Origin of the sequence: Pseudomonas ovata, assembly GCF_003131185.1 — a bacterium.
GTDB lineage: Bacteria > Pseudomonadota > Gammaproteobacteria > Pseudomonadales > Pseudomonadaceae > Aquipseudomonas > Aquipseudomonas ovata.
The window spans coordinates 1-15,095 of record NZ_QFFU01000022.1 but is presented as its reverse complement, the minus strand read 5'-3'; the positions used below and the strand labels follow the sequence as shown (position 1 = coordinate 15,095).

Below are 15,095 nucleotides of genomic sequence, written 5' to 3'. Positions count from 1 at the left end.
CTGAAAAGCGCACAGGGCTGGCAGGCGAGGCGATAGAGCGAAGGATGGCGATCATGGCTGACTCCTGGTTCACGTATCGAGACCCGGGAGGCAGAAAAAAACCCGCCTCCAGGGCGGGTTTTTTTTGCAAACGTCGGCTAACCCGCCATGACTGGAATGACGGTAATAATAATCTGGCCGAGGTTTTGCTTGAATGTAGGCATGACCGCGAGGGTAGGGTGTGAAGGGGCTGCACGTCAAGCCGGTCAAGCAGCAATGTGCCTTCATCGTGTTCCATGGCAGACGCCATGCACCTCGACAGTGCAGGGCAACGCTAAATTGTCCGCCTGTGGACACGTATATTTACCTGAACTGACATTTTTTCTTCATCGGCGAACCTTACTGTCAAGCCTGCGGTCAGTACACCCAACGCCCAAGACAACGAGGGCAGATCAAAAGAACTTCAGCCAAGAGGGCTAGCCACATGGACGAATACCAGGAAGAACTGCTTGAATCGCGCGCCTTTGAACTCGACCCGGTAGAGCCGGCCGACGACGCGACCGAACTGTGATTATCGAGCGCTTTGGCGCTGGTGGCGGCGAAACTCTCCCGGCGTCTGCCCGCTCCAGCGTTTGAAGGCGCGCTGAAAGGCCTCTGCCGAGGCAAACCCCAGCAAATAAGCGATCTCGCCGAACGCCAGTTCCGTGTCGCGGATATACGCCATCGCCAGGTCGCGGCGGGTGTCGTTGAGAATGTCCCGAAAGCGCGTGCCCTCATCACTCAGCTTGCGCCGCAAGGTCCAGGTCGGCAGCTTGAGCAGGGTCGCCACCGCTTCCAGATCCGGTTCCCTTCCACCATTGAGCAGCGGCCCCAACAGGCCGATGATGCGCTCGCGCAGGCTGCGTGTGCGGGTCAGGCGCTCCAGTTCCTGTTCACACAATTGCTGCAAGTGATCGAACGTACCGGGGCAGTGCGCCGGGTTGGGCAACTGCAGGCAGGCACGTTCCAGCCGCAGCCGATTGGCGCTCGCATCGAAAACGATGGATTGCTCGCTGAGCGGGGAATAGTCGCCTGCATAGTCCGGCGCTGCGCATTCGATTTCGATGCGTTGGGCTTTGAGCGCTTGCCCGGCCACGGCCGACAATTGCGCCAGCCAGCCGCTGAACACCGAGTCGACGACAAAACGGTTATAGGCGTTGTACGGGCTGATGGAATAAAAATTCAGCCACGCGCCCTCGGCGTCTTCCTCGAACACTGACTGGCCCCGGTAGTTGGAGGCGTACAACGGCTCGAAGCGCAGCAGGGTGCGCGCCGCCTCGCGCACCGTGGGGGCCTGGGCGGCGGTGACACCGGCCAGCCCGAGCTGCGGCAGGCGGCTGAGCCGGCCCATGCGCAAGCCCAGCCCGGGCTGGCCGGTCAGCGCGATGGCCGCATGCCCCAAGTGCATGTAGCGCGGGATCGACAACCGTGCACCGGCCTGGCCCAGTCGGGCTGCCGTCAGTCCGTATTGTTCGAGCATCAAGACCGGGTCATGGCCATAACTGCGCACGGCATCGCTCAGGCTGTGGATAAACCCCACCGACAGGTCACCCAGGCGCAGTGTCGGTCTGGGGGCGTTCACAGCCACACATTGATCATGCGGGCACCGTCGCTGCGCTGTTCAACCGGTTGTCCTGCCGGCACGGCCCTGGGTGCGTGGGTAAAGCTTTCGCCAGCACTGTTCTGGTCCCAGAACTGACCCTGCATGAACACGCTGATCCCGGCCTTTGCCGTGCTGCGCGGGGCCTGGCCGGTCAGGGTCAGGTGTCGCCAGGCCTGGGCCTCGGTAAGGCTGCCGGCTGGCAGGTCGACACCGCGGCGGTCGCGCCAGGGCTGGTTCCAGCGCTCGCGATTGGGCAGGAAGGCCGGCACGGCAATCAATTGCACCGCCTGGTCGTTGAGCCGCGCATAGTAGTCGGCATGCAGGCTGTCACTGCCGATCAGCACGCCCAGGCGTCCGGCCGGGGTGTCGAAGACTTGCAGCGCGGCGGGATCTGCGGCCTTGATGTAGCGTCGCTGGTGATTGTCCGGGGCCATCTGGCGTTGCGGCTGGCCCAGCGGCTGGCCGTCGGCGCCAAAGACCAGGCTGACGTTGTACAAGGGGCCGGAGCCGATGTGCAATTGGCCGTCTTCGAGCCGCGGGTCAGGCAGCACCACGGAGCCGGCCACCAGCGTCACGCCAAACTCGCGCGCCAGGCCGCCGAACACCTGTTGATAGTCGTGGGCCATGCCGCTGGCCTTCATGCGCAGGTAGGCATCCGCCAGCCGGGGCTGGCCTTCTGCCTGTGCCATGGCGCGCAAAAACTGCACAGGATTGCTCCAGGCCAGCCAGTGCATGGCTTGCCCGACCGTGTCGGCCTGGTAGAACTGATTCTTCTCGCCGGCCGCGTACAGCCAGGTGCCGATGTGCTCAGGCAATACCACCAGGGTCTTGTCATTGAGCAAACCCTGATCCCGGGCCTGTTGCAGCCAGGCGGCCAGTTTGCGGTGCAGGCGGTTCAGGTCCTGATAGTCGGTGGGGTACAGCCGGGCCTCGATGCCCAGCAGGTTGCCGCGCCCGGCGGGCGTGCCTTCGTTGGCCACCAGTTGAATGCGCAGGTCCGACAGGTAGTGACCCATGGGCCGTTGGGTGGTCCATACGCCATAGCTGACCAGCAGGGCCGCGACCAGCACTGTCAGGCAGAGACCGAGAATTTTACGCATGAAGCCCTGCCGCTGCCGTTGGAAAGTTGCCGACTAGGGTAGGGCGCGGCTGGCAGCTTGCCAAGCCCGGGTTGCGCATCCTGATCAGTGAGTTGTCAGTTTCGGTCATTGAGCGCAGCGACTGCGCTATTTACTGTGGGCAACATAGCGATACATACCGATACATAGCGATAAGGGAGCCCAGACTCCCACCCCTTTCCGTGATGACCTAGCTGGAGCCTGACCATGAGCACCGCCGCCTACCCGCACCTGCTCGCCCCGCTGAACCTGGGGTTCACCACCTTGCGCAACCGCGCCCTGATGGGCTCGATGCACACCGGCCTGGAAGAACAGCCCGGCGGGTTCGAGCGCATGGCGGCCTACTTTGCTGAGCGCGCCCAGGGTGGCGTCGGCCTGATCGTCACCGGTGGCATCGCCCCCAACGAAGAAGGCGTGACCTACAAGGGCGCGGCCAAGATGACCACCCCCGAAGAGGCGGCCCGGCATAGAGTGGTGACCGACGCGGTGCATGCCGCCGGCAGCAAGATCTGCATGCAGATCCTGCACACCGGGCGCTACGCCTACAGCCCCAGGCAGGTGGCCCCCAGCGCGATCCAGGCGCCGATCAACCCGTTCACACCGCGTGAGCTGGACGAAGAAGGCATCGAAAAGCAGATCCAGGACTTTGTCACCTGCGCCCGCCTGGCCCGCGAGGCCGGTTATGACGGCGTCGAAATCATGGGCTCCGAAGGCTACTTCATCAATCAGTTCCTGGCCGCACGCACCAACCAGCGCACCGACCGCTGGGGTGGTAGCTATGAGAACCGCATGCGCCTGCCGGTGGAGATCGTGCGCCGGGTGCGCGAGGCGGTAGGGCAGGACTTCATCATCATTTATCGCCTGTCGATGCTCGATCTGGTCGAAGGCGGCAGTGACTGGGAAGAAATCGTGCGGCTGGCCCAGGCGGTCGAGCAGGCAGGCGCCACCCTGATCAACACCGGCATCGGCTGGCACGAGGCGCGCATCCCGACCATTGCCACCAAGGTGCCGCGTGCGGCGTTCAGCAAGGTCACCGCACACCTCAAGGGCGCGGTCTCGATTCCGCTGATCACCACCAACCGCATCAACACCCCCGAGGTCGCCGAGCAGGTGCTGCGCGAAGGCGATGCCGACATGGTGTCCATGGCCCGGCCGTTCCTGGCCGACCCTGAATTCATCAACAAGGCCGCTGCCGGGCGCGCCGCCGACATCAATACCTGCATCGGCTGCAACCAGGCGTGCCTGGACCATATCTTTGCCGGCAAGCTGACCAGTTGCCTGGTCAACCCGCGCGCCTGCCATGAAACCGAACTTAACTACCTGCCCACCCAACAGCCCAGGCGCATCGCCGTGGTCGGCGCCGGCCCCGCCGGGCTGGCAGCGGCCACCGTGGCGGCCGGGCGCGGCCACCGGGTGACACTGTTCGAGTCGGCCGGCGAGATTGGCGGGCAGTTCAATATCGCCAAGCAGATTCCGGGCAAGGAAGAATTCTTCGAAACCCTGCGCTACTTTGGCCGCCAACTGCAAAACACCGGGGTCGAGGTGCGCCTCAATACCCGCGTCACCGCGCCAGAGCTGCTGGCCCAGGGCTTCGACGAGGTGCTGCTGGCCACCGGCATCACCCCGCGGTTGCCGGCGATTCCCGGCATTGAGCATCCCAAGGTCCTGAGCTATCTGGAGGTCATCGGCCAGCATCGCCCGGTCGGGCATCGAGTGGCGGTGATCGGTGCCGGTGGCATCGGTTTCGACGTGTCGGAATTTCTCGTGCACCAGGGCACCTCCACCAGCCTGGACCGTGAGGCGTTCTGGAAAGAGTGGGGCATCGACACCCGTTTGCAGGCACGCGGCGGTGTCACCGGCATCAAGCCCGAGATCGAAGCACCGGCCCGCGAGGTATTTCTCTTGCAGCGCAAGGCCTCCAAGGTCGGCGACGGGCTGGGCAAGACCACCGGCTGGATTCATCGCACCGGCCTGAAGAACCGCCAGGTGCAGATGATCAGCGGCGTGCAGTACCTGCAGATCGACGACGCCGGGCTGCACATCCGCGTGGGGGAGGGTGAGCCGCAGGTGCTGGCGGTGGACAACATCGTCATCTGCGCCGGACAAGACCCGTTGCGCGAGCTGCATGACGCGCTGGTCGAAGGCGGGCAGCGCGTGCACCTGATCGGCGGTGCCGACGTGGCCAGCGAGCTGGATGCAAAACGGGCCATCGACCAGGGGTCACGACTGGCGACGGCCCTGTAGACCTGTAGACTGGCGCGCCCTGTCACCGACCGACCTGCCATGATCTACACTGCCCTGGCCTGGCACCCCCAGGCACCGTTGCAACCGCTGACGCTGCCCTGGCTGCACGTGGCCGGGGTCGAGATGGCGATCCTGCGCCTGGACCTGATCGATCCGCTGATCAGCGGCAACAAGTGGTTCAAGCTGCGCGAACACTTGCACTGCGCCGTACAGCAAGGCGCGACCGGCCTGATGAGCCTGGGCGGCGCGCATTCCAACCACCTGCACGCGCTGGCCGCCGCCGGCCAGCGCTTCGGCTTTGCGACCGTCGGCCTGCTGCGCGGCCATGCGCAACAGACGCCCACCGTGCAGGACCTGCAAGCGTTCGGCATGCACGTGCACTGGCTGGGTTACGCCGGTTACCGGGAGCGTCACCAGGCCGGTTTCTGGCAACCCTGGCAGGCGCAGTATCCCGGCCTGTACCCGATTGCCGAGGGCGGCGGCGGACTGGCCGGCACGGTCGGCTGTGCGGACATCGTGACCCTGGCGCGCAATCAGCTGGCCGGCCTGGGCTGGCGCGATTATCACGGCTGGTGGCTGGCTGCCGGCACCGGCACCACCCTGGCCGGTCTGGTGCGCGCCGAGGCCGGTGCGCATCCGGTCTACGGCGCGCTGGCGGTGCCGGCTGATCATGGCGTGGCGGAAAATGTCGCGGCACTGGTTGAGCACGCCGGCAGCGGCTATCAACTGATCGACGCCAGCCGCGGCGGCTTTGCCAGAACCGATGCCCGGCTACTGGCGTTCATGGCTCAGTGCGAAGCGCACAGCGGCGTGCCGCTGGAGCCGTTGTACACCGGTAAGGCCCTGCTGGCGCTGCACGATGCCGTCAGCGAGGGCCGCTTCGCCCCCGGCACCCGCCTGATCTTCATCCACACCGGCGGCCTGCAAGGCCACCGCCCATAAGCCCCAGATCACCCGCGCATCCACCATAGGACCGCGGTAGGAGCGCGCTCTGCCCGCGACCGGCTGCGTTAGCAGTCGTAAAATTGTGGCGTTTAATCAATTTTGCGAGCGCTGCGCTCTGCCGGAATGCCGGACCACCGCGACCGGCTGCGCAGCAGTCGTAAATTTTCAGCGGCCACACAATTTTTGCGAGCGCTGCGCACTCGGTCGCGGGCAAGCGCGCTCCTACGGTGGCTGTCATGTAGCAAGCATGTCGGTCTTGACTACGTCGACGCCCCTTTCAGAGCGAGGCGGGGCTTGCAGGCTGCGGATAATCGATTCAGTCCCGATCAACGCGCCGAGGTCCACATGACAACCACTGCTGTCGAGCAGGTCGATCCTGCCACCCTGAGAAAAGTCATCGTCGCCGCGGCCATTGGCAACTTCGTCGAATGGTTCGATTTCGCCGTGTACGGCTTTCTGGCCACCACCATTGCCTTGCTGTTCTTCCCCAGCGGCGACCCCAGCGTGGCACTGCTCAAGACCTTCGCCGTGTTCGCCGTGGCCTTTGCCTTCCGGCCCCTGGGCGGCATCTTCTTCGGCATGCTGGGCGACCGTATCGGGCGCAAGCGCACCCTGGCCATGACCATCCTGCTGATGGCCGCCGCCACCACCCTGATCGGCCTGCTGCCGACCTACGCCAGCATCGGCGTAATGGCGCCGGTGTTGCTGACCCTGATTCGCTGCGCCCAGGGCTTCTCGGCCGGTGGCGAATACGCCGGGGCCTGTGCCTATGTCATGGAGCATGCGCCCAATGACCGGCGTGCCTGGTATGGCAGCTTTCTGCCGGTGTCGACCTTCTCGGCATTTGCCACCGCTGCGGTCTTTGCCTACGTACTGGAAGCCTCGCTGTCGGCTGAAGTGATGGCCAGCTGGGGCTGGCGCCTGCCGTTCCTGATTGCCGCCCCCATGGGCCTGATCGGTCTGTACCTGCGCTGGCAACTGGAAGAAACCCCGGCCTTCCAGGCGGTCAGCGACGAGCACGCCGTGGCCCATTCGCCGTTGAAGGAAACCCTGACCCGGCAAGCCCGGCCCATGCTGTGCCTGGGCGCCTTCGTCTCGCTGACGGCGCTGTCGTTCTATATGTTCACCACCTATTTCGCCACTTACCTGCAAGTGGCCGGTGGCCTGAGCCGCGCCACCGCCTTGCTGGTGGCGCTGATCGCCTTGCTGTTCGCCGCCGCCATTTGCCCGCTGGCCGGGGCATTTTCCGACAAGGTCGGGCGACGCAAGACCATTGTCACCACCTGCGCACTGTTGATCGTGGCGGTGCTGCCGTCATTCCTGATGGCCAGCTCCGGCTCGTTCGCCGCTTCCGTGGCCGGTGTGATGCTGCTGGCGGTGGGCGCAGTGCTCAGCGGCGTGGTCACCGCCGCGCTGCTGTCGGAAGTCTTCCCGACCCGCACCCGCTACACCGCCTCGGCCATCACCTACAACATGGCCTACACCCTGTTCGGCGGCACCGCGCCGCTGGTGGCCACCTGGCTGATCGCGACCACCGGCAGCAACCTGGCCCCGGCCTTCTATCTGGTGGCCGTTGCGCTGCTGGCCTTGATCGGCGGGCTGGCGCTGCCGGAAACCTCGCGGATCTCCTTGCATGACGTGCCGTCGATGGACAAGCCCGGGGTGGCGCGCTCCATCGCGTGAAACGGTCAACAGACCGCAGCGGCAGGCCATCAAGGACGATGCCCCCTGTCGCAGAACCGGCAATAAAACATGGCGCTTCAATAGCAAAAAATGGCACATTGGCGCGCCTCTTGAGCGAATGACACATTTTGTAATCATCCCTTCAAGGGCCTCTGCCACTTGATTCTATGGAAGATTCTTCATGTCGCTCAGCGCCCAATCCGCCCCTGCGGCGGCTTCGACGACCCCCCAATCCAGCCCGCTGGTCATGCGCATCATTGGTGCGGTGGCCCTGGCGCACCTGATCAATGACCTGATCCAGGCGATCCTGCCGTCGATCTACCCCATGCTCAAGGCCAGCTATGACCTGAGCTTTGCCCAGATCGGCATGATCACCCTGACATTCCAGATAACCGCCTCGCTGCTGCAACCCTGGGTGGGCTATTACACCGACCGCCATCCCAACCCGTTGGTGTTGCCGATGGGGTCGGTGTGCACCCTGGTGGGCATCGTGTTGATGTCGCAGGCCAACAGCTTCGAAATGATCCTGCTGGCTGCGGCCCTGATCGGCATCGGCTCCTCGACCTTCCACCCCGAAGCCTCGCGCATTGCCCGGCTGGCCTCGGGCGGGCGATTCGGCCTGGCGCAGTCGACCTTTCAGGTCGGCGGCAACACCGGCACCGCTATCGGCCCGTTGCTGGCGGCGGCGATCATCATTCCGTTCGGCCAGGGCAACGTGATCTTCATCGGCGTGATTGCCTTGCTGGCGCTGGGCCTGCTGTGGGCCATCAGCCGCTGGTACAAGGCGCACCTGACCCTGTTCAAGCTCAAGTCCGGCCAGGCCGCGACCCATGGGCTGACGCGCCGGCAGGTCATCTTCTCGCTGATCATCCTGGCGCTGCTGATCTTCTCCAAGTTCTGGTACATGACCAGCCTGACCAGCTACTACACCTTCTACCTGATCGAGAAATTCCAGCTGTCGGTGGCCAGTTCGCAGTTGCACCTGTTCCTGTTCCTGGGCGCGGTGGCGGCGGGCACCTTCTTCGGCGGCCCGATCGGCGACCGCATCGGGCGCAAGGCGGTGATCTGGTTCTCGATCCTGGGCGCGGCGCCATTCACCCTGGCGCTGCCGTATGCCGACCTGTTCTGGACCAGCGTGCTGAGCGTGATCATCGGCTTCATCCTGGCCTCGGCGTTCTCGGCCATCGTGGTCTACGCCCAGGAACTGGTGCCGGGCAACGTCGGCATGATCGCCGGGATCTTCTTCGGCCTGATGTTCGGCCTGAGCGGCATCGGCGCCGGAACCCTGGGCCTGCTGGCCGACAGCCATGGCATCAATTACGTCTACCACCTGTGCTCGTTCCTGCCGCTGCTGGGCATCCTCACGGTGCTGCTGCCACGCATGAAGAAATAAGCCGGGCGGCGTACATCAGCGGGCTGTAGCGTCCAGCGGGCGGCGGGCGGTGTCGTCCAGCGCCGGCCAGGCATCGGCCACCAGAAACAGCCGCTCGGCCTCGTGCCAGTCACCGTCAGCCTGCTGCTCCAGGCGCACCAGTAACTGCGCCGGGGCCAGCGGGTCGAGCTGTTCCAGCCAGGCTTGCATCTGCCCGGCACTCCACACCTGTTGATAACGCGCCGGTGCCAGCCAGGCCTGGCGTGGCAAGGGCTGCCAATGGCCCGGCAGGCTCTGGGCAATGAAGGCTGGCCAGTCACGCTGATGCAGCCAGCGGCCCTTGAGGTGGTGCGGGTGAGCCCCCAGCGGCGGCTGTGCCTGACCGGGCCACGGGTACAGCAGGTAACCGCCCAGCCACAGCTGGGCACTGAATTCATCGATCCCCAGTTCACCCAGGCTGGCCCGGCCTTGCGGGCGTGCCGACATCGGCAACTGATGCCCGCTCAGGTGCGCCAGTTTGCGGTCCAGCCGGTCATTGGAGCCAGGCCCCAGCCAGGTGGCCGGGTCATGGCCGTCACCGTCCTGCGGACCCAGATACAGCTTGATCGCCAGTTCCACATGGTGCACCCCGTCACGATCACGCAACACAAGGTCCAGCTCGCCCAGTGTCAGGCCATCGGCCCGGATCGGCAGGTTGGCGGCAATGATCGCCACCCCCGGTGCCTGCCCGGCCGCAAACTGCCAGAGCCGTTCGTAATAGCGTCCCAGCCGCTGGGTGGTCGCCTGCGCCAGCCACTGTTCGAGCGGCGCCGGTGCCCGGTCCAGGGCCAGCAGAAAATCCGCCAGGGCCTGCGGGGCCTGCACCCAGTCACTGCCGCTCAAGGGATGGCGCTGTGGCCACGGCGTCTGCGCCAGCATCGGCGGCGCGATGATCACCCAGGCCAGGTCACGCACCTGAGGGTGGCGCAGTTGGCGGGGCAGGTCGATAAGGGTCGGAAATAGAGTCATGCGCGCAGGATAGCCGAGAGCAGGGAGAGCGTGCGCAGCGGGGTGGATGGCACCCAGGTCAAGCCACTATTCAGTGGCGTGTAATTATTTATTACCTTGGCAAACATCAACTGAAAGATCATTAGCCGACAGCGCGATCAGCCCCCTCTGAACAACAAGTCCTGTGACGCAGCGCGCGCTGGAGAAAGCCACGTGGGTCGCCAAGAACGCCACCCAATACAACTTCTTGGGTGATCACTCTGCGAAGCAGCGTGATGAAGTGCGTGAAAAATACCGACAGGAAGGCACAGCACAACAAGCCAGGGAACTGATCGGTCTTGAAGGTGCAGACCATCGCAGTGACAACCTGCTGGAAGCCTATCAACGCAATCCCGCGTTGCTGACCAAAGACGACATGGCAGAGCTGAGCGCTTATCTGCAGGTTTATGTTCACGAACAAACCTTGGCAGGCGGCGAGCAGGCAGCCCAGATCAATCTCAATCAATTGCTCAATGGCAGTCGGGTTCCTGTCTATGGATACCCCTATGCAGGCCTTGGTGAGGATAAATCGGCTTGGGTCGATGCTGAGCTGGGCTCGGTAGGCCGATATCTGGGGCGGGATAAAAGCACCAATGAGAAGACCTACGACAGTGCCAAAGGTCTGCTGCTCATTGATGCAAATCAGCGGGCGGCTGCGGAAGTGGGCAATCCCGCGCTTTACTTCCTGGCCGGTCCGCTGGGTGGCGCAATCCGTGCAGCTGCAGCGACCAATGGTGCACTGCAATTTGCTCAAGGTGGCAAGCAAGCGGTTGAAGGTGATAGCTGGAATGCCGCTGGAAATATGGTGATGGGGGCATTGGGAATGGCCACGGTGGGCATTCCCCAGACGGTTACGAACGTAGGCAAGGGTTCGCCGGCCACGGCAGGTAGCAAAGCACCAAGCTCTGCACTATTCTCGCCAGATGCTGAAGCGGGTATGCCGTATTCGCATCCGGTTAAGGCTGTGAGTGGTCCAAAAGCACCAGTCAGTTCTCCGTTAAAACTCGGCGAAACCAGGGTAATCAACGATGTCAGTATGACTCGTGTAGGAAGGTGGATGTCCGCTGATGAGCTGGCGCAGATGCAAAATACAAATAGAGTGGTGCAGGGCGGTGGAGGACAAACCTTTATTTCGACTAATGGCATCGCCGACTTTAAAGGGGCTGCACCCAAAGACTCTGTATATGTTGAGTTTGATGTTTCAGCTAACAGCTTGCTGCAAGGCGGGAAAGATGGCTGGTTTAAAATGATTGGCCCTGATGCAGGTAAGTCTCAGCAGTTCTTACTTAATAAGCAGGGCGGCGAATATCTTCCGGCGATCAAAGGTATTGAAGTTCTAGATAAGAAGTGAGAGACCATTATGGATGGAACTTGGTTTAATGAACGCGTAAAACCACTTTTGAAGGGGTTTGCTTTAGAGTACTCATCATTTGCTGATGGAGATTTTGGTGACCTTGAAAGGATAGAGTTGGAAGGTTTTAATAAGCTAGGAACTGTAGAGTTTTGGTCTAAAGGTTGGGTGGGTATTGATATATATGACTGTGCTCTTGATGGTCAGGTTATGAATGTATTGCTTTCTCCAGAAGAGAAAGAATCTGTCTCTCAGGCATTTGAGAAATTTATAAAAATATTGACCCAAGATAGTTGATGGTCCAAAAGGCGCAAGTGCTGATGCAGCAGCAGGCCAAGCGGCGCCGGGTGCAGCCAATTTTATGGGCGAATCCGATCAATTTTTTAAAAATGTATCTAAAAGATCTGATATAGATTCGAACGGTTATTTTGACGTTATCGCTCATGGGAGTACACAAAAAATTGAAGTTGTTACTCCCGGTGGAACTATTATGGCGGATCAGCGTGTAGTCTCTCGACTTATCGAAAACAACCCTGCTTATAGTGGGCAGCCAATTCGTTTGTTATCTTGTGATACTGGAGCTTGTGATGCCGGGTTTGCTCAGAGTCTTGCGAATAAAATGGGTGTTTCGGTGAAGGCTCCAACTAACTTGGTATGGGCCTACGGCGATGGAAGAATGGTAGTCGCTCCGAGATCTCCTTCGAATCCAAATTTTCCGGACTTATCGAATCAAGGTGAGTTCAAGATTTTTAATCCAGGTAAACCATAGTGGCTATTTCATTAGCTGTGTGCGAGCTATGTGGCGGTAGCTTGGTAAATTTTGAGGAAAATAGCGCTCAAGGGGTAAGGTGCTCCGTTTGTGGCTGGTCGTTAGTTACTACAAATATGTCTGGTATTAAGATTGATGAAGAGGTATATGAGGTATTTTGTGCTGGTGATTATAAAAATAAAACACATATAATGGCTGTGTCCGAGGTGTTTGGGTCTAATTTTTTAGAGTCTAGAAAATTACTTCAGCAGGGCCTGTTTAGGATTTTTTCTGGACAGGCTGTAGACGTATTAAGAGTTCGAAAAATTCTTGCTGGAGTTGGAGTTGAGTACATGATTAAACCCGATTTTTTCTGGGTTTGATGGCATAGGTGCAAAAGCTACTGGTGGCGCTGGTCCAAAAGAGGTATCCACGAAGAATCCGAACTCAGCTAGCGCAATTACAGATGCTGAGGCCGGCACTACCGGATTGCCCAAGATTGGCTCGTTGAAGGGTGAGCCAGAACTGCCACCAAAGAATGCAAGTCCAGATATGGTTCGCTCAATTGAGCGCCAAAATGAGGCTGCAAAGAGTCTTGCTAGAGGTGGTTATGATGTTGAGCAGCTAGCTAATACTGGTAAGAAAGGAGCCAATCCAGATTTACGAATTAATGGAGAGCTGGCTGATGTTGCATCTCCGAGAACTGGCAGTGTCGGCTCCGTGTTGATGACAGTTAATGATAAGGTCAAAAAGCAAGCCAGCAGTGTAGTGATCAACTTGGCTGACTCTCCTCTAACTATCAATCAAGTGGGAAATGCCTTGAGCCTTAAGCCAGTTGAAGGTCTGAAGAAGCTATACATCATGAAGAATGGGGAGTTCAAGGTGATTGAGGTCGCGAAATGAAAATTACTATGAGCCTTGAAATAGAGTCTGGCATTTCCATGAGTGAAATTTCTTGGGTGCTATCTGAGCTCGGGGCTGAGCTCTGTGTCGATAGCAACGGCGTGTCAGGAAATTTTAATATTTCTAAAACTTACTTTGTATTTCGTGAGTGCGATGGTTTTGATGAGGTTGTGACTGAAGGGGTGAGTGTAGGTTGGGCTGTGGGAGTCAGGGGTGCATTTCATTGTCCGGTTGATTCTCTTGCTGAAAGCTCTGATGATATTAAACGCTTCCTGAGTGTTTTATCTGAGGAGAAAAGTTGTAGATTTATTCTTTCTTTTCAGTATGAAAGTGCCTATGCGATTCGGGATGAAGGTGGGCTGCATTTCTTAAAGGAGATGGTGAGCTAACGGTCCAAAAGCGACAGGCCAGATTGTACCTGACGTAATTAGTCCTACTTATCGAGAGCTTCAGGGATTAAACAAAGGATTCCAGGCGCATCACACCTTGCCTCAATATTTGGGGGAGGATGTTGGGTTGTACGAAAAATGACATGCTGGATCACCCAGCGACTCTAATTACCCAGTACTCTCATACGGGAAAGGTGAATCCTGATGCTATGCATAAAGCTATCAGTAAGTATTTGCCTCCCATGGTAGGTGGTAAGCCGGCTACGTATACTTCTGGGAAAATAAGCTCGGGATTGCAGAAAGCCTATGGCGATATAGGGCGGCCCGAATTGTTTGGTTCAATCAAGCACTTGATTAAATAGGTATGCAAGCATGACTGATAAACAGATGTATGAATTGGGCATTAATGATCTTGCTTGTTTTGGTGTTTGGTACTTTCCTATGGATGAGTCTGCAGAAGATGAGCTAACAGTCCGCCCTCTAATTGATAAGGAAATTTGTGCTGACGCTCAAGTAATTGTTCGCGCTGGTTTTGTTGGGGGGGTGGTTCTAGTTACTTAGGCTATCTGTACTGGGATGGCGGTGGGGAAGTTGAGGACTTAAAGCCTGTCATTCTTCTTGAAGATGGCTCCTTTGTTACATTCTGGAATGGGATGGTTGAGCCGTCTTGGGCAGACTACTCTGCAAGAGCTCAAGAGCTAAGGAGTGGACTTCCTTTTTCATATGTTTCAGAATGTCTTCTTGAACTGCCTGAAATTTCAGGAAGGCTTGAGAAACTATATTATTTAGATGAGGATCACCTTTCCTGGGTAAGTTGATGGTGCAAAAGGGGGCGGGTTAAGTTTTTCCGGGTTTGAATGCAAAAGCCTTGATAAGGTAGGTTAAAGAATTTAACTCTTATCAGTCAGAATGTTGGAAGTTGCGGGCTCGGAGCGGGGGTGATTAGGCGTGGATTATTCGAGAATCATTAATCTTATTAAAGAGTCGGATTTCGTTGAGTTTGCTGAATATGGTGACGGGATTGCTGATGAGTGGATTTATAAAGCTGAAGCTCGTCTTGGGTTGAAGTTGCCTGATAGCTATAAATGGTGGCTGAAGTGTTATTCTGGCGGGGAAATATCTGGGGAGGAGATTTATAGTATCTACGAAATGGATTTTGATAGTGTAAGGGGGGGTGATATCGTTTATATGTCAATCGTTAACGGTCGAAATGGGTTGTGTGGGAAGGAGAGGCTATTTATCTGCGAACCGCCGGGTGCAGGGGAATCATTTTATTTTGCCACGGACGATGGTCTTAATGATGGGGAGTATCCTGTTTATAGGCTTGAACTTTCTGATAAAACTTCTAGTTTGTATGCGAAGAACTTTATCGATTTCTTAGAAAAAAGAATAATTTCTTTCAGTTGAATAATGATTCTGCGTTTAAATAAAGGTTGAGAAAGGCTAGGTGCAAAAGAAATACAGGCTGGGGCTGGTGGGACTTGGAATGTTTTGGACGAGGTTGCTAACCCTAACGTGGTAAAGCAATCCACTCCTACAGCTTGCGGTGCTGCCTGTGGTGAGATGCTGTTGAAGGGTAAGCGCTCCACCACCTCCACATTCAAAACCGAATGTTGATGCCCGATGCTGTGCTCCCGATTTCTTTGGAGCCCGCCCGCCATGATGCGACCCGACAGTAAAGTTGAAAAGGTTTAC

At 58.7% G+C, this 15,095-nt stretch carries 15 protein-coding genes and 1 pseudogene; 13 read left to right on the top strand and 3 right to left on the bottom strand.

The window, feature by feature from the left end:
• Window positions 1–53 precede the first annotated feature (53 nt).
• A pseudogene (locus tag DGA31_RS30895) lies at window positions 54–550 on the top strand (hypothetical protein).
• On the opposite strand, the gene DGA31_RS22680 reads toward DGA31_RS30895, so the two are convergent.
• Complete coding sequence (locus DGA31_RS22680; RefSeq protein WP_109514100.1) at window positions 551–1,600, bottom strand: AraC family transcriptional regulator; 1,050 nt, start codon at window positions 1,598–1,600, stop codon at window positions 551–553.
• Complete coding sequence (locus DGA31_RS22675) at window positions 1,597–2,721, bottom strand: nitrilase-related carbon-nitrogen hydrolase (protein ID WP_109514058.1); 1,125 nt, start codon at window positions 2,719–2,721, stop codon at window positions 1,597–1,599. Before DGA31_RS22675 ends, DGA31_RS22680 begins: the two co-directional genes overlap by 4 nt.
• A 225-nt stretch (window positions 2,722–2,946) precedes the next feature.
• On the opposite strand from DGA31_RS22675, the gene DGA31_RS22670 reads away from it, so the two are divergent.
• The 4 genes from DGA31_RS22670 to DGA31_RS22655 all read left to right on the top strand — a co-directional run bounded on the left by DGA31_RS22670 (window position 2,947) and on the right by DGA31_RS22655 (window position 9,004).
• A complete protein-coding gene (locus tag DGA31_RS22670) occupies window positions 2,947–4,983 on the top strand; it encodes an NADPH-dependent 2,4-dienoyl-CoA reductase (RefSeq protein ID WP_109514057.1) in 2,037 nt (678 codons plus the stop codon).
• A 39-nt stretch (window positions 4,984–5,022) separates the two neighbouring features.
• The gene (locus tag DGA31_RS22665; RefSeq protein WP_109514056.1) at window positions 5,023–5,925 is read left to right on the top strand and encodes a 1-aminocyclopropane-1-carboxylate deaminase/D-cysteine desulfhydrase; all 903 of its coding nucleotides are present in this window, start codon (window positions 5,023–5,025) and stop codon (window positions 5,923–5,925) included.
• Between the two features lie 348 nt (window positions 5,926–6,273).
• Window positions 6,274–7,611: an MFS transporter gene (locus DGA31_RS22660; RefSeq protein WP_056840445.1), complete on the top strand. Its 1,338-nt coding sequence runs from the start codon at window positions 6,274–6,276 to the stop codon at window positions 7,609–7,611.
• Between the two features lie 181 nt (window positions 7,612–7,792).
• Window positions 7,793–9,004 carry an MFS transporter gene (locus DGA31_RS22655; protein ID WP_109514055.1) on the top strand — a complete coding sequence of 404 codons (1,212 nt, stop codon included), beginning with the start codon at window positions 7,793–7,795 and terminating at the stop codon, window positions 9,002–9,004.
• Window positions 9,005–9,019: 15 nt separating this feature from the next.
• Here DGA31_RS22655 and DGA31_RS22650 read toward each other — a convergent pair whose 3' ends face one another.
• Complete coding sequence (locus DGA31_RS22650; protein ID WP_109514054.1) at window positions 9,020–9,991, bottom strand: DUF1853 family protein; 972 nt, start codon at window positions 9,989–9,991, stop codon at window positions 9,020–9,022.
• Between the two features lie 163 nt (window positions 9,992–10,154).
• Between DGA31_RS22650 and DGA31_RS29695 the strand changes: the two genes are divergently transcribed.
• The 8 genes from DGA31_RS29695 (at window position 10,155) to DGA31_RS22620 (ending at window position 14,807) form a co-directional block, all read left to right on the top strand.
• Window positions 10,155–11,360: a TreTu family toxin gene (locus DGA31_RS29695; protein WP_152035068.1), complete on the top strand. Its 1,206-nt coding sequence runs from the start codon at window positions 10,155–10,157 to the stop codon at window positions 11,358–11,360.
• Window positions 11,361–11,369: 9 nt separating this feature from the next.
• Window positions 11,370–11,657: a hypothetical protein gene (locus DGA31_RS22635; protein WP_082481719.1), complete on the top strand. Its 288-nt coding sequence runs from the start codon at window positions 11,370–11,372 to the stop codon at window positions 11,655–11,657.
• A 64-nt stretch (window positions 11,658–11,721) separates the two neighbouring features.
• Window positions 11,722–12,129, top strand: coding sequence for a hypothetical protein (locus DGA31_RS29690; protein ID WP_152035067.1), 408 nt, complete (start codon window positions 11,722–11,724; stop codon window positions 12,127–12,129).
• Window positions 12,129–12,491, top strand: coding sequence for a hypothetical protein (locus DGA31_RS29685; RefSeq protein WP_141562196.1), 363 nt, complete (start codon window positions 12,129–12,131; stop codon window positions 12,489–12,491). Before DGA31_RS29690 ends, DGA31_RS29685 begins: the two co-directional genes overlap by 1 nt.
• A gap of 106 nt (window positions 12,492–12,597) precedes the next feature.
• Window positions 12,598–13,011 carry a CdiA C-terminal domain-containing protein gene (locus DGA31_RS29680; RefSeq protein ID WP_152035066.1) on the top strand — a complete coding sequence of 138 codons (414 nt, stop codon included), beginning with the start codon at window positions 12,598–12,600 and terminating at the stop codon, window positions 13,009–13,011.
• The gene (locus DGA31_RS22630; protein WP_109514051.1) at window positions 13,008–13,400 is read left to right on the top strand and encodes a hypothetical protein; all 393 of its coding nucleotides are present in this window, start codon (window positions 13,008–13,010) and stop codon (window positions 13,398–13,400) included. Before DGA31_RS29680 ends, DGA31_RS22630 begins: the two co-directional genes overlap by 4 nt.
• A gap of 372 nt (window positions 13,401–13,772) precedes the next feature.
• Entirely contained in the window at window positions 13,773–13,961 is a 189-nt protein-coding gene (locus tag DGA31_RS30350) for a hypothetical protein (RefSeq protein ID WP_236709456.1), read from the top strand.
• A gap of 387 nt (window positions 13,962–14,348) precedes the next feature.
• Window positions 14,349–14,807, top strand: coding sequence for an SMI1/KNR4 family protein (locus DGA31_RS22620; RefSeq protein WP_057405972.1), 459 nt, complete (start codon window positions 14,349–14,351; stop codon window positions 14,805–14,807).
• Window positions 14,808–15,095: the final 288 nt, after the last annotated feature.